The 13,629-nt window shown below is 30.2% G+C and carries 14 protein-coding genes; 4 read left to right on the plus strand and 10 right to left on the minus strand.

Annotated features, from left to right (window positions below; genetic code table 11):
* Positions 1-2 precede the first annotated feature (2 nt).
* On the minus strand, positions 3-1,298 hold the full coding sequence (gene gltX / locus AJ939_RS03125) for a glutamate--tRNA ligase (protein ID WP_070239618.1): 1,296 nt from the start codon (positions 1,296-1,298) through the stop codon (positions 3-5).
* Positions 1,299-1,383: 85 nt separating this feature from the next.
* Here gltX and AJ939_RS03130 point away from each other — a divergent pair, with 85 nt between their 5' ends.
* Positions 1,384-2,508 carry a metallophosphoesterase gene (locus AJ939_RS03130; RefSeq protein ID WP_070233334.1) on the plus strand — a complete coding sequence of 375 codons (1,125 nt, stop codon included), beginning with the start codon at positions 1,384-1,386 and terminating at the stop codon, positions 2,506-2,508.
* Positions 2,505-3,305, plus strand: a complete 801-nt coding sequence (locus AJ939_RS03135; RefSeq protein ID WP_070239620.1) for a phosphatidylserine decarboxylase — start codon at positions 2,505-2,507, stop codon at positions 3,303-3,305. Before AJ939_RS03130 ends, AJ939_RS03135 begins: the two co-directional genes overlap by 4 nt.
* Here AJ939_RS03135 and AJ939_RS03140 read toward each other — a convergent pair.
* From AJ939_RS03140 to AJ939_RS03170, 7 genes are read right to left on the minus strand one after another with little or no spacing between them, the layout of a single operon-like run.
* Complete coding sequence (locus tag AJ939_RS03140; RefSeq protein WP_002852641.1) at positions 3,302-3,583, minus strand: FlhB-like flagellar biosynthesis protein; 282 nt, start codon at positions 3,581-3,583, stop codon at positions 3,302-3,304. The genes AJ939_RS03135 and AJ939_RS03140 overlap by 4 nt on opposite strands.
* Positions 3,580-5,754: a flagellar hook-length control protein FliK gene (locus tag AJ939_RS03145; protein ID WP_070239623.1), complete on the minus strand. Its 2,175-nt coding sequence runs from the start codon at positions 5,752-5,754 to the stop codon at positions 3,580-3,582. Before AJ939_RS03145 ends, AJ939_RS03140 begins: the two co-directional genes overlap by 4 nt.
* A complete protein-coding gene (locus AJ939_RS03150) occupies positions 5,747-6,934 on the minus strand; it encodes an MFS transporter (protein WP_070233337.1) in 1,188 nt (395 codons plus the stop codon). The genes AJ939_RS03145 and AJ939_RS03150 overlap by 8 nt, the downstream gene beginning before the upstream one ends.
* The gene (locus AJ939_RS03155; RefSeq protein ID WP_070210087.1) at positions 6,912-7,415 is read right to left on the minus strand and encodes a hypothetical protein; all 504 of its coding nucleotides are present in this window, start codon (positions 7,413-7,415) and stop codon (positions 6,912-6,914) included. Before AJ939_RS03155 ends, AJ939_RS03150 begins: the two co-directional genes overlap by 23 nt.
* Positions 7,415-7,744 carry an AtpZ/AtpI family protein gene (locus AJ939_RS03160; protein WP_070274817.1) on the minus strand — a complete coding sequence of 110 codons (330 nt, stop codon included), beginning with the start codon at positions 7,742-7,744 and terminating at the stop codon, positions 7,415-7,417. Before AJ939_RS03160 ends, AJ939_RS03155 begins: the two co-directional genes overlap by 1 nt.
* The gene (gene hemL, locus AJ939_RS03165) at positions 7,741-9,015 is read right to left on the minus strand and encodes a glutamate-1-semialdehyde 2,1-aminomutase (RefSeq protein WP_070276262.1); all 1,275 of its coding nucleotides are present in this window, start codon (positions 9,013-9,015) and stop codon (positions 7,741-7,743) included. The genes AJ939_RS03160 and hemL overlap by 4 nt, the downstream gene beginning before the upstream one ends.
* Positions 9,012-9,359: a c-type cytochrome gene (locus AJ939_RS03170; protein WP_070274815.1), complete on the minus strand. Its 348-nt coding sequence runs from the start codon at positions 9,357-9,359 to the stop codon at positions 9,012-9,014. Before AJ939_RS03170 ends, hemL begins: the two co-directional genes overlap by 4 nt.
* A 79-nt stretch (positions 9,360-9,438) precedes the next feature.
* Here AJ939_RS03170 and folD point away from each other — a divergent pair, with 79 nt between their 5' ends.
* Both folD and lepB read left to right on the plus strand, forming a co-directional pair.
* On the plus strand, positions 9,439-10,287 hold the full coding sequence (gene folD, locus AJ939_RS03175) for a bifunctional methylenetetrahydrofolate dehydrogenase/methenyltetrahydrofolate cyclohydrolase FolD (RefSeq protein ID WP_070276260.1): 849 nt from the start codon (positions 9,439-9,441) through the stop codon (positions 10,285-10,287).
* Positions 10,288-10,296: 9 nt separating this feature from the next.
* Positions 10,297-11,145, plus strand: coding sequence for a signal peptidase I (gene lepB / locus AJ939_RS03180; protein ID WP_070239630.1), 849 nt, complete (start codon positions 10,297-10,299; stop codon positions 11,143-11,145).
* A 21-nt stretch (positions 11,146-11,166) separates the two neighbouring features.
* On the opposite strand, the gene AJ939_RS03185 is transcribed toward lepB, so the two are convergent.
* Together AJ939_RS03185 and murA are read right to left on the minus strand one after the other, a co-directional pair.
* Positions 11,167-12,327 carry a molybdopterin molybdotransferase MoeA gene (locus tag AJ939_RS03185; protein ID WP_070239632.1) on the minus strand — a complete coding sequence of 387 codons (1,161 nt, stop codon included), beginning with the start codon at positions 12,325-12,327 and terminating at the stop codon, positions 11,167-11,169.
* Positions 12,324-13,580 carry a UDP-N-acetylglucosamine 1-carboxyvinyltransferase gene (murA, locus tag AJ939_RS03190; protein WP_070239634.1) on the minus strand — a complete coding sequence of 419 codons (1,257 nt, stop codon included), beginning with the start codon at positions 13,578-13,580 and terminating at the stop codon, positions 12,324-12,326. The genes AJ939_RS03185 and murA overlap by 4 nt, the downstream gene beginning before the upstream one ends.
* Positions 13,581-13,629 lie beyond the last annotated feature (49 nt).

Raw genomic sequence — 13,629 nt, forward strand, 5'->3', positions numbered from 1 at the left:
AGTTAAATCCTTGCTAATTCGTGAATAAAATTTTTAATATAAGGATAAAGATCGCTAAGCTCAGGTCCGTGAATATTTCCTGTTAAAATTATCCTTAAAGGCATGAAAAATTTTTTACCTTTTAAGTCGCTTTTGCTTAAAAGTTCATTTTTAAAATCTTCATAGTTTTCAAAAAGTTCAATATCTTTTAAGAGTTCTTTTAAAATTTTACATTCTACTTCAAACTCGCCAAAGTCTTTTGTGCTAAAAATAGCTCGCATTTTTTCTTTAAGTTCTTTTATGGTGCTTGCTTCTTGAGTGTAAAATTTAGTAAGTTGTGCAAGATCTTTGTTTAAATCTAAAATTTTATTAAGCTCATCATCTTTGATCATTTTGATATGTTCACGATTGATTTGTAAGAGTTTTTTAAGATCAAATCTTGCGGGAGCTTTTGAAACTTTAGAAATATCAAACCATTTTATAGCTTCTTCTAAGGTAAAAATTTCACAAGGAGTTTTATTGCCTAGCATGATCAGATAATTTGCGATTGCACTAGGTAAAATTCCACTTTCAAGTAGCCATTTTACAGAAGAATGTGCTTCTCTTTTGCTCATTTTAACACCTTCTTCGTTTAAAATGATAGGCAAGTGCGCATAAGTTATGGCTTTATTATAGTCTAAACTTGCGCGGATATGTTCTTGTTTTGGAGTGTTTGAAACATGATCTTCTCCGCGTATAATACAAGTAACATTTTCAAGCATATCATCAACCGCACAAGCAAAATTATAAGTTGGAGTTTTATCCGTTCTCATAATCACAAAAGAGTCTATGTTTTCAGGTTTAAAACTTAATTCACCTTTGATAAAATCTGTAAATTTCATAGTGTGAGTAGGTTTTTTAAGACGGATAACAAAGGGTTTTTCACATTCTAAAACATCGATATCGGCTAGTTTTTCACAAGTGCCATCGTAGCGATAAGCTTTACCTTGTTTTTTAGCTAGCTCTTTTTTTGCTTCAAGTTCTTCTTCAGTACAAAAACAAGCAAAAGCTTTTTTTTCACTTACAAGTTTTAAAGCCATTTGGCGATGGAATTTTAAATTTTCACTTTGTATATAGTAATGCTGCCATGAAATACCAAAAAGATTTAAAATTTCTTTGATTTCTTCTTCTTTTCCTGCTATATTTCTAGCCTTATCAGTATCTTCAATACGTAAGATAAAATCCATATTTTTTTGTCTTGCACAGATATAGTTAAAAATTGCTGCGCGTAAATTTCCTATGTGCATATCACCTGTGGGAGAAGGTGCAAAACGGTACATTTTATAGCCTTTAAAATTATTTAAAAGTTTATTATAACAGAAAAATTTATACGGATATTTAATTTTACTTGGTTATAATACTTTTATGATATTTTTAATTTTTTCTTTCATTGTATTATTGATTTTTGGCTTAGCAAATGTTTATATTTATAAAAGATTAATCAAGAAAATTACTCTTTTCAAGTATTTTTATAAAATTTTTGCTTTTATTTTTATTGTGCTTTTTTTAGCCCAAGCTGTGTTTTTAATATTTCGTAGAGATGAATATTTAAGTGATACTTGGTATGAAATTTTAGCCATGCTTTATGCGCCGACTTATTGTTTGTTTTTTATGACTTTAGCTTGGGATTTTATTAAATTGATTTTAGCTCTTATGGGTAAAAGAGATAAAAAATATAATCTTATTTTGCGTTTGATTTTTGAGCTTTCTCTTATAGTTTTAAGTGTGTTTTTAATTTATATAAGTATAAATAATGCTCTAAAAACACCTGAAGTAAAGAGTGTTGATGTTGAAATACCAAATCTTAAACAAGATTTAAAAATTGTCATGCTTACTGATATACATTTGGGTAAAAATTTGCATGAAAATTTTTTAGATAAGCTCATCACTAAAGTGAATTTGCAAAGTCCTGATATGGTTGTAATAGTAGGAGATCTGATTGATACTAATCCTAAAGATTTAAAAAATTACATCTCAAAACTTAATGATTTTAATTCCACTTATGGAACTTTTTATGCCCTGGGAAATCATGAGTATTATCATGGTATCAATAAAGTTTTGGATTTACTTAGAAAACATACTAATATGAAAATTTTAGTCAATCAAAATTTAGATTTAGGTTTTATAAATATTGCTGGACTTGGAGATTTAGCCGGACTTGATAAGGGTTTATATGCTCCTGATTTAGCAAGAATAAAAGTGGATTTAAATACAAGTAAAGCTAGTATTTTACTCACACATCAACCCAAAACAGCTTTGCTTTATGATTTAAGTGATTTTGACCTTGTTTTAAGTGGGCATACGCATGGAGGGCAAATTTTCCCTTTTATGTTTTTAGTTAAACTTCAGCAAGGTTTTGTTCATGGGCTTTATGATTTAGGAGAAAAAACTAAGCTTTATGTGAGTAGTGGAGCAGGATTTTGGGGGCCAAGTCTTAGAGTTTTTGCTCCGAGTGAAATAGTGATTTTAAATTTAAAAGGAAAAAAATGAGTTTTTCAAAAGAAAGTTCGAGGCTTTTTGGTTTTGTAGCGGGGATTAAATTTCCCAAAATGATACAAAAAGTTATTAATGAAAATTATGTTAAGTATTTTAATATCGATATGAGTGAATTTAAAGCTCCTTGTGAATACGAGAGTTTAAATGCTCTTTTTACAAGAACTTTTCACATTCCAAGGAAACTTGAAGAAGGTTTTATCAGTCCAAGTGATGGTAAAATTTTAGAGTGTGGAAGTACTTTTTTGGCAAATGAAGAACATTTTGCTTTTTCTATAAAAGGGCATACTTATAGCGTTGAGGAGCTTTTAAAAGATAGCTTTGAAAAAGATGAGCTTAAAAATGGGCTTGATTATGTCAATATCTATCTTTCTCCAAAAGATTATCATCGTTATCACAGCCCTTGTGATATGCAAATTTTGAGTGCAACTTACACAAGTGGCGCCCTTTATAGTGTAAATGAAAAGCATTTAGAACGCATTAGTAATTTGTATGTAAAAAATGAAAGAGTGAGTTTAAAATGTCAAAATGAAAAAGGTATTTTTTGGCTTGTTTTTGTAGGAGCGCAAAATGTAGGAAAAATGCGTTTTAATTTTGATATAAGCATACAAACCAATGCTAAAATTTCTCATAATTTTACTAGAAAATATGAAAATTTAAATCTAAAAAAAGGCGAAGAACTAGGAAATTTTGAACTGGGTTCTACTATAGTTTTAATCTCTCAAAAAGGACTTTTAACTTTTAATTTAAAAGCAGGGCAGGGTATTAAATTTGGAGAAAAAATAGCGGATTAGTTTTTAGGAGTTTTATTTGCCATTTGATAGATAAAGGCAAAAACTTCAGCTACAGCTTTATACATATTAGGTGGAATTTCATCACCTAAGTCAAGCTTGCTTAAAATTTCTATTAAATCTTCATCTTCTTTAATGGGAACTCCGTGTTCCTTGGCTAAAGAAATAATTTTAGCAGCACTTTCACCTTTGCCACTTGCAAGCACTTTTGGGGCAGAGTTTTTTTCTTTTTGATAGCCTAGAGCTACAGCTTTTTTAATCGATCTTTTGATTTTGCTCATACTTTTTTATCCATACCCATTTCAAGATCTAAATTTTTCATATTTCTAGTATCAAATTTACTTCTTATGATATCACCTACAAAGAAATTTGCACTTAAAAGTCCTGCTTTATTGATATTTCTTTTAAGCTCATGGGCATTTTCATAGATGGTTTTTCTAAATTCAATATTTTCTGCCATAATATTAATATCTATATATTTTTCATTATTTAAAGAAATAAGAATTTCCAAATCCCCAAGTTTTGCAAATTCGAGTTTAATTTGAGCAAAAAATTTATCCTTTTTTCCGCGTCTAAACATAATTTTAGAATCATTTAAATCATCCCAAGAAAAAGGCAGATAAGTATTGATAGAATCATTAGCTAAAGACATAAGCTGATTGATTTCAATTTGCGCTAAAAGACGATTAGCTTGATTATATATAGCTTCATTGCCTTCATTTTTAGCTAAATTTGAAATTTGCAAAAGTGTTGATTTTACATCATGATGTAAAGATTCAGCTATATCTTGTTCTGTTTTTGGTTTAATTTGCGCTAGATCTTTGGTAGAAAGATTGAGTTTGTGTTCGAGATTTTTAAGTTCTGCTTGATTAAGTTTGGCATTTTGAGTATAAGGTTCAAGTTCTTTTAAGCTTTCATTAAGTCTACGAGAAAGATTGCTTAAATTTTTACTTAAATCTTGCACTTGTTCTAGATCTAAATTTTCTACATTAAATGCTAAATTTTTTACAATATTTTGTTTTATAAATTCCTGATTTTTAAAAATATTTTGCATAGTTTGGTTATTGTTAGATTGAATATTTTGAGAATTATTTAAATTTTGCATATTGTTTGTGTTAGGATTATTTGTATTGATTGAAGTTTTGTTTTCTGTTTTTGTTTCATAAAATTTTGGATTTTCTTTGATATTTTCTTTTGATTTTTCTTGTTTTTCATCTTTAATTTTTTCTTGGTTTGGAGTAGAATTTTTTATATCATTGTCTGGATTATTTTCTGTTTCATTGTTTTGAATATCATTTTTTGTATCTTGGGTATCTTCTTCGTGGGTTTTTATATCAGAATCTAATTTTGAATCTTGCTTGGTATCATCTGTGAGATTTTCTTCTTTTGATGCTTTTATATGTTTTTCTTCATCTTGGTTTTTTGTGTTATGATTAAGTTTTTCTTCTTTGATATTTTCTTTGTTACTTAAAAGATTTTCTAAAATATTTTCTTTATCTTGTATTTTAGAAGCTTGATTGCCTAGTATATTTTTTAAAGTATTTTCAAGTTTTTCAAAGGCGGTAGCAGTTTGCTTAAGGATGTTTGGATCTTTTATCATTAAATTTTCTGGCTTATTAAGAGCTTTGAAAAAATCATTTTTGATGGAATTTAATTCTTTTAAAATTTTATTAGCCATAGGGGTAATTTTTTCTTGAGCATGACTGGGATTTTTACTTATATAATTTTTAAAATTTTCCAATTTAGAACTTAAATTTAAAAGTGCTTTAAAAGAACTTTGATTTAAAATTTGCTTATTTTCATTTTTGCTAGAATTAATAATATTTTTTAATTCTTTTAAAGTGTCTTTTGGGTTTAAATTTGCATTTGCAAGTTGGGCTATCTGAATACTTAGTTTTTCACTACTAAGACCTTTGATTGTACTTAAAAGAGAGTGAAAACTTTTGGGCAGCAATTCTTCGTTTAGGGCATCTTTTAATTTAGCTTCTAAAAATACGCCTGAATTTTTAAACAAAGGAGCTAAGTTGTTGTTTTTTATTTCACTGGCAGGTTTTAAAATTTGATTTAATCTGTCTAAAACTTGTGTAAAAGTATCGCTTTTTGCAAGTTCTGTGCTTAAAGTTTTTAATTCATTAGCAAAATTAGGAGCTAAATTTAAATTTTTTCCTTGTTTAAGCACAGGGGAATCGGGGTTTTTTTGAGCATTGATTTGATCTAAAAGTTTATTAACAAGTTCTTTTAATTTGGTGCCTGTTTCATTTTGAACAAATTTTGCTAGTATTTCTTCACTGCTAGCGTCCTTGCTTAAACCTAAATTTTGCTTTAAAGCTTGCGCAAGTGCTTCTTTTGGATTGTCCTTTAAATTTGTTTTATCTTTTGAAGTAGAGTTATCTACTTTTAAATCATTTTTTTGCGTATTGGCAATTTGACTTGCTAGTTGAGTATTAATCATCAAATATCACCATATTTCCAGGCTTTTTCTTAAATTTTTTATTTAAAATATTTGGTTTATTGATAGCAAAAAGAATTAAAAATGCTAAAGAAACTATATAAAACCATATAAAACCTTTGATTTCAAAGTATTGCATTAAAAAACCTAAAATTAAAGGGCCAAACAAAGAGCCCAAAGAATAGCAAAAAAGAACCCCACGACCTAACTCTACGCCTTTATTTTTGCTTACTAAAACATCATTTGCTCTAGCAAGTGCTAAAGCATATAAACAAAATATTCCTATACCAAGAGTAATTCCTAAAAAATATTGCATATACAAATGAAGTTTAAAAAAGATAAATATAAGCATAGTGATAAATCCTATGCTTGCGCAAGTGATAATGGCAAATTTGCGACCAAGTTTATCTGAAATAGTTCCTATGATGGTTTGTGCAATAAAACCACCTAAAACCCCACAAAATATAAAATAAGAAACCGCTTTTGTATCAAAACCTTGCAAAAGTATAAATAAAGATGCCATAGAAAAAAAGCCATTTATAAGCATTCCGGCTATAAAGCTTGTGACGATAGCTAAAGGAGCTATATCAAAAATTTTAGGTATAGAAATAGGACTTGATGCGGGCAAAACAGGTTCTTTGATTTTAATTAGATTTAAAGGTAAAGATGAAAGTAAAATTAAAGTTGCACTGAGGATAAATACACTATGTTTGCTTAAATTTAACGCTATGATTAAAACTCCAATACCAAATGCAAGATAAAAAACAATTTCATAAAAACCTAAAATTCTAGATCGAATGGCATTTTTGCTTTTTTCATTAAGCCATGATTCTATGACCATTAAAAGACCATAGTAGCAAATTCCTATGAAAAATCTTAAAACAGCCCAAAAAATAAGATTTTCGCTTACTGTATGAAGCATAGCTGAAATTCCAAAAATAGCCCCAAATAGCCCAAAAGAGCGTATATGACCTATACGAGAAATAATTTTATGAGCACTGATGGTTCCAACAAGAGCGCCTATAAAAAAACAAGAACTTACTACTCCAACAGCTAAAGAACTTTCTCCGTTTTCTTTTAATATAACACCTATAGAGCTTACTATCAAGGCATTACCTGCAAATAAAAATGCCATGCCAGCAAAAAGTGCTGTCATTGATTTAATAATTTTTTTTGGACTCATACTTTTTTATATATAAAATAAAAATAAACACACAAACTAGCAAGGATGAAATTCCACAAATATAAGCAAAGATATCTAATTTATCTTGGCGATGTAAAAATAAAAATCCAGCAACCAATATTACATAAGCCATCAATTTAAAGAGAGTAAAAAACATAGTAAAAAAATGGATTTTCTCTTTAATATTTGGCTTTAAATCGTCTTTTAGAACTTTAAAATGAATAATTTTTGATAAATTTTGTTTTTTTTTGATAAAAAGCGATGAAATGAAATTAAAATCTTTTTCATAATTTTTTGATTTTTTTATAATGACTTTTTTATAATTTAAATAAGAAGCAAAAATAATCAATAAAACACTAAAAAAAGCTATTTCATAGCTTAAAAATGTATCTAATTTAAAATGATTTAATAATGAAAATATGATCCAAAAAAATAAATGAATAATGGCAAAAATACAAAATAGAGCTTTTTTATGTTCCATTATTTATTCTTTTCTTTTTGAATTTTTTCTTTGATCAACTCATCTCTTTCTTTAAATTCTTCATAGCTTTTTACTTGAACTTTATAAGCTTTGTAAACATTAAGTATGGCAGCACTGATCCCCCAAAAAACTCCAAGCCAAAAAAGCCAAGGATAAGGAGTAAATTTTTTAAGTAAATATCCTATTCCCACACCTATAAATACAGCAACAACCATAGAGATGCCAAGACTTAAACCATCCGCAGCTTCAAGAGTTTTGCGAATGATTTTTTGTCTTTTGCTGTTGGAATTTTCTAAGTGATTTTTTTCTTCTTTTGAAATATTGCTCATATTCTTTTAAAGCTTTCCCTAACAGCTTCTAATGTTGTATCTACAATTTTATCATCCATTTTTGAACATATAAAGCCTGTTTCAAATTGAGAAGGCGCTAAATAAATTCCATTTTCAAGCATATTTTTGTGAAATTTTGAAAATAATGCTAGATCAGATTTTAATGCATCTTGGTAGTTTGATACAGGATTTTTGGTGAAAAAGTATCCAAACATAGAACCTACATGACAAACTTGTAGCGGAAGTCCTTTTTCATCTGCTAATTTTTTCATTCCTTGGGTAAGTTTTTTTGCTAATTTTCCAAGCTTGTCATAAAGCTTGGTTTTCTTTTTGGCTTTTGTAAGACTTGCTATGCCTGCAGCCATTGCCAAGGGATTTCCACTTAAAGTTCCTGCTTGATAGACTCCACCCAAAGGACTTAAAATATCCATAATTTCAGCTCTAGAAGCAAATGCTGCTGCAGGTAGACCGCCTCCTATTACCTTACCAAAAGTAATTATATCTGCTTGGATATGATTGATTCCATAGGAACCAAGGTAAGATGCTCTATATCCACTCATTACTTCATCAAAAATCAGCAGAGTTTGATTGTTTTTACAGATCTTAGCAAGTTCTTCTAAAAAATCTTGTTTAGCTGGAACTAACCCCATATTTCCAGCAATAGGCTCAATGATAACACATGCAATATCTTTATTTTTTTCAAAAAGTTCTTTAACGCTATTTATATCATTATATTTTGCTACTAAAGTGTGTTTAGCTACATCTTCTAAAACACCTAAAGAACTAGGAGAGTTAAAAGTAGCAGCACCACTTCCTGCACTCACTAATAATGAATCAGAATGCCCGTGATAACATCCTTCAAATTTTAAAATTTTATCTTTTTTAGTAAAACCACGGGCAAGACGAATAGCACTCATGGTTGCTTCTGTTCCGCTACTTACAAAGCGGATCTTTTCTAAATGAGGAAAATCAGATAAAACAAGCTTGGCAAGTTCAGTTTCTAATAAAGTTGGAGCTCCAAAACTTGAACCTTTATGAAGTGCTTTTTGACAAGCTTTTTGTATATCTTTATCACAATGTCCAAAAAGTAAAGGCCCCCAGCTTTGAACATAGTCTATATAAGATTTTCCATCTATATCAAAAATATAAGCACCTTTTCCATGGGAAATAAATTTTGGCTCACTTTGAACATTTGCAAAAGCACGAACTGGAGAATTTACACCACCTGCGATGAATTTACACGCTTCTTTAAAAGCTTTTTTGTTTGTCATTTTTCTTCCTTGCTAAATTGCTTGATGTAATTATATAAAGTTACAATTTCATCATTTGTTAAAGAGTAATTTGGCATGATTGATTTTGCGTCTTTACTCTGATTAAGAGAATTTTTAAAATTCTCAAAACTAAGATTTTGTATACTTGGAACTTTATAAGCTGTTTTAATACCTTTTTTCATATAATATCCTAAAATTTGTTCGCTTCCATCTGCTCCATGACATTCTTTACAACTAATGCCTCTTGGATTTTCATAAAGCATTTTAGAGTATTCTTTAAGAGTGATAAAATCAGCACCAAAAAGACTGACGCTAAATAAAAAAGACATTAAAACAATTTTCAAAGTTTCACCTTGTTAATGAAGTTTTAATATGATACAATTTTTACTTTAAAAAAGTGATTAAATTTATAGAAGGAAAATAATGACTTTGCTTGATGGTAAAGCTTTAAGTGTAAAAATCAAAGAAGAATTAAAAGAAAAAAATCAATTTTTGAAAAGCAAAGGGATTGAAAGCTGTTTAGCTGTTATCTTGGTTGGAGATAATCCTGCAAGTCAAACTTATGTAAAATCTAAGGCTAAAGCCTGTGAAGAATGTGGAATTAAATCTTTAGTTTATCATCTTAATGAAAATACTGCACAAAATGAACTTTTGGCATTGATTAATACCTTAAATCACGATGATAGTGTTCATGGAATTTTGGTTCAGCTTCCCTTGCCTGATCATATTTGTAAAGATTTAATACTTGAAAGTATTATAAGTAGTAAAGATGTTGATGGCTTTCATCCTATTAATGTAGGATATTTAAATTTAGGCTTAGAAAGTGGGTTTTTGCCTTGTACTCCACTTGGAGTTATGAAGCTTTTGAAGGCTTATGAAATTGATTTAGAAGGAAAAGACGCTGTTATTATAGGTGCTTCAAATATAGTAGGTCGTCCTATGGCTACTATGCTTTTAAACGCTGGAGCTACAGTAAGCGTTTGTCATATTAAAACCAAAGATTTGAGCCTTTATACTAGGCAAGCTGATTTGATTATAGTAGCAGCAGGTTGTGTGAATTTACTTCGATCGGATATGGTAAAAGAAGGAGTGATTGTTGTTGATGTTGGAATCAATCGTCTTGAAAATGGAAAGATAGTTGGAGACGTGGATTTTGAAGAGGTATCTAAAAAATCTAGTTATATAACTCCTGTTCCAGGTGGAGTAGGTCCTATGACTATAGCCATGCTTTTAGAAAACACAGTTAAATCTGCTAAAAATAGACTTAATTAGGGAAAATCTATGGAAATTTTAAAGAAATTATATAAATTTTCACAGTCTTGGACTGGAACTGTAGTTATTGTTCTTTTGGTGATTTTTTTCTTTATACAAGCTTTTGTTATTCCTTCTGGTTCCATGAAAAACACCTTATTGGTAGGGGATTTTTTATTTGTTAAAAAATTTAGCTATGGCATCTCAACTCCTCATATTCCTTGGTTGGAAATTCCTGTTTTGCCGGATTTTAATAAAGATGGGCATTTGATAAAAGCACAAGGGCCACAAAGAGGAGATATAGTTGTTTTTAGAAATCCTAGAAATGAAAAAGAACACTTTGTAAAGCGTTGTGTAGGTACAGGAGGAGATAGGATGGTTTACGCAAATAAAACACTTTATGTGAGAATGCATGAAGGTGATGATTTTATGAAAGAACATTATCCAAATGATCTTGTTACTCTTGGAGGGCAAATTTATGTAAAAGAACCTTATAAACAAAAAGGTATTCATTATGATCCAAAAAAAGATATAGAAAGTGATATCTTGCGCTTTCTTAGCATAGGTGATTTTGCTATGTCTCCAACTTATATTAAAGAACTTGGAAATCATATAGGTTTTAGCGGCGGAAATGCTTATGTTTTTGATGTACCTGAAAATGAGTATTTCATGATGGGTGATAATCGTGATTATTCTTATGATAGTCGTTTTTGGGGTTCTGTTCCTTATAGGTTGATAGTAGGTAAACCTTGGTTTGTATATTTCTCTTGGGATAAAGATAAAAATGTTCGCTGGGAAAGGATAGGGCGTTTTGTTGACACCTTGGAAAATGATGAACAATATATCCATGATCATGACGATGAGGATAAATTAAGCTAATGTTTGTGAAAAACACAAACATTATATTTTTAAAAGCGTGATTTCATCACCTTTTTTTAATTCGCTTGTATTTTCTTCGCTTATAAGTAAAAACTCACTTTTAATAAGTGGAAGTATCATACCAGAGCCAAATTTGTTTTCATTAAATGGTGTAAAAATATCTTTTTCTAAATTTCCTAAGATGAGATTATTTCTTCCACTTTTAAGCTTTAAATCCATACCCATTTTGGCGTAAAATGTTAAAGGATTATCTAGGTTTCCACTTAATAAATCAATGATTTTTTTAGCAAAAATAAAACAAGAAAGATAAGCTGCCATAGGATTTCCTGGTAAAATCAATACGAAATTTTTACCCTTTTGATAAAGCTTAGTAGGCCTTGCAGGGCGTGCTTTTAGTCCTTTAAAAAGCGGAGTAAAGCCTAATTCATCTAAAGCTTTTTCCATAAAATCGGCCTCACCAACACTTGCGCCCCCTGAAGTGATTAAAAGATCAAAATTTGTATTTTTTAAAGCCTTTTTAGTGCTTTTAAAATTATCTTTGATAATACCTAAATAAGAAGCATTTTGAAGCATGGTTAGTAAAGGCAAAGCATTGGCATTATAAATACTTTCTTCATCGCATTCTTGCCAAGGTTCTTTTAGCTCATTTCCACTTGAAAAAATACCTATGCGAATTTTTCTTATGACTTCTATTTTATAAAGCCCTTGAGAAGCAAGCAGGGCGATATGTTTATCATTAAGTTTGGTGCCTTTTTGAAGTAAAATTTCACCTTTTTTTAATTCTTCGCCTTTATAGCGATAGGCATTGTATTGTTTAGGGGCTTTTTTAATGATGAGTTTATTTTCTTCTATATACTCATCTTCTAACATTAAGATAGTATCAGCATTTTTGGGCATTTTAGCCCCTGTCATGATTTTATAGCATTCATTTTTAGCAACTGTATAAAAATTTTTATCTCCTGCAAAAATAGTCCCTTTAATCTCCAAAGCCTCATTGATATCAGCATAATTAAAAGCATAGCCATCAAGAGCAGCATTGTCAAAACTGGGTAGATTTTTTCTAGCGTATAAATCTTTAGCTAAAATTCTATCTTTTGCTTTTTCAAGGCTAATAAGCTCACTTTCATCTAAGCATGAAATTTGATCTTCTAAGTCTTTTAAGGTTTCAAAGATATTTTTCATTCTTCAAGCCTTGTGATTTTTACACCCAAACCTTTAAATTTTTCTTCCAAATTTTCATAACCCCTATCAAGATGGTAAATTCTATGGACTTTGCTTGCGCCTTTGGCTGCAAGAGCCGCTAAGATAAGGGCTGAGGAAGCACGCAAATCTGTAGCCATGACATCAGCAGCGTTAAGTTCTTTTCCGCCTACTATAGTAGCAATATGACCATTGAGTTTAATATCTGCGCCCATTCTTAAAAGTTCGCTTACATGCATGAAACGATTTTCAAATAGTCTTTCATCGATAATACTAGTTCCATTAGCTTTTAAGGCTAATGCCATAAACTGCGCTTGCATATCGGTTGGAAAGCCTGGATATTCACTTGTCATGATTTCTACAGGTTTAATTTCTTTAGCAGGAAGTAGGGTGATACTATCTTCTGTAATCAAAGTTTCAAAACCCATTTGATGAAGTTTTGCTAAAACTGCACTAAGATGAGTGGCGTTAACTTTATCTAAAGTAATTTTAGAATTTGTAATAGCCCCTGCACAAAGATAAGTTCCTGCTTCAATTCTATCAGGTATAACGTTAAATTCTTTAAATTCTAAAAGTTCCCCATCGCTACCATAAATTTCAAGCTCATCTGTACCTATGCCTTTGATTTCAAGTCCTGCGTCTTTTAAAACTTCGCAAAGTTGAACTACTTCGGGTTCTTTTGCAACATTTAAGAGTTTGGTTTTACCTTTAGCTAAAGCTGCCGCCATGATGATGTTTTCGCTACCTGTAACCGTGATTTTATCAAAAAGAATTTCATTACCTTTTAAATTTCCACTAGCTACGACATAGCCTTGTTTGATTTGTATATTTGCCCCCATTTTTTCCAAGGCTAAAAGATGCAAGTCAATAGGTCTTTGTCCTATAGCGCATCCTCCAGGTAAAGATACTTCACAATGTCCAAAACGAGCAAGTAAAGGTCCTAGAGTAAGTATGGAAGCACGCATTTTGCGCACAATGTCATATTTGGCTATGGTTTGATTAAGAGTGTTTGTGTTTAATAAAGCACTATTATTTTGAAAATTGACCTTAGCTCCTAAATTTTCTAGCAAAGATATAAGAGTTTTTATATCAGCAACATTAGGAACATTGTTGATTTTTACTTCGTTTTTGGCAAGTATGCTTGAAACAATCAAGGGTAGGGCGGCATTTTTTGCTCCGCTTATTGTAACATTTCCGCTTAGATGATTTGTGCCTTCGATTTCTAGATAAGTCATATTTTTCCTTGAAAAAGTTTAAAAATGCATCATTATAGCATTCTTAAAC

It is taken from the genome of Campylobacter sp. BCW_6889 (assembly GCF_001762535.1).
Taxonomy (GTDB): Bacteria; Campylobacterota; Campylobacteria; order Campylobacterales; family Campylobacteraceae; genus Campylobacter_D; species Campylobacter_D jejuni.

Coding starts and splice junctions, on each gene's coding strand:
- gltX (WP_070239618.1), bottom strand. CDS start 1,298: ATGTACCGTTTTGCACCTTCTCCCACAGGTGATATGCACATAGGAAAT.
- AJ939_RS03130 (WP_070233334.1), top strand. CDS start 1,384: ATGATATTTTTAATTTTTTCTTTCATTGTATTATTGATTTTTGGCTTA.
- AJ939_RS03135 (WP_070239620.1), top strand. CDS start 2,505: ATGAGTTTTTCAAAAGAAAGTTCGAGGCTTTTTGGTTTTGTAGCGGGG.
- AJ939_RS03140 (WP_002852641.1), bottom strand. CDS start 3,583: ATGAGCAAAATCAAAAGATCGATTAAAAAAGCTGTAGCTCTAGGCTAT.
- AJ939_RS03145 (WP_070239623.1), bottom strand. CDS start 5,754: ATGATTAATACTCAACTAGCAAGTCAAATTGCCAATACGCAAAAAAAT.
- AJ939_RS03150 (WP_070233337.1), bottom strand. CDS start 6,934: ATGAGTCCAAAAAAAATTATTAAATCAATGACAGCACTTTTTGCTGGC.
- AJ939_RS03155 (WP_070210087.1), bottom strand. CDS start 7,415: ATGGAACATAAAAAAGCTCTATTTTGTATTTTTGCCATTATTCATTTA.
- AJ939_RS03160 (WP_070274817.1), bottom strand. CDS start 7,744: ATGAGCAATATTTCAAAAGAAGAAAAAAATCACTTAGAAAATTCCAAC.
- hemL (WP_070276262.1), bottom strand. CDS start 9,015: ATGACAAACAAAAAAGCTTTTAAAGAAGCGTGTAAATTCATCGCAGGT.
- folD (WP_070276260.1), top strand. CDS start 9,439: ATGACTTTGCTTGATGGTAAAGCTTTAAGTGTAAAAATCAAAGAAGAA.
- lepB (WP_070239630.1), top strand. CDS start 10,297: ATGGAAATTTTAAAGAAATTATATAAATTTTCACAGTCTTGGACTGGA.
- AJ939_RS03185 (WP_070239632.1), bottom strand. CDS start 12,327: ATGAAAAATATCTTTGAAACCTTAAAAGACTTAGAAGATCAAATTTCA.
- murA (WP_070239634.1), bottom strand. CDS start 13,580: ATGACTTATCTAGAAATCGAAGGCACAAATCATCTAAGCGGAAATGTT.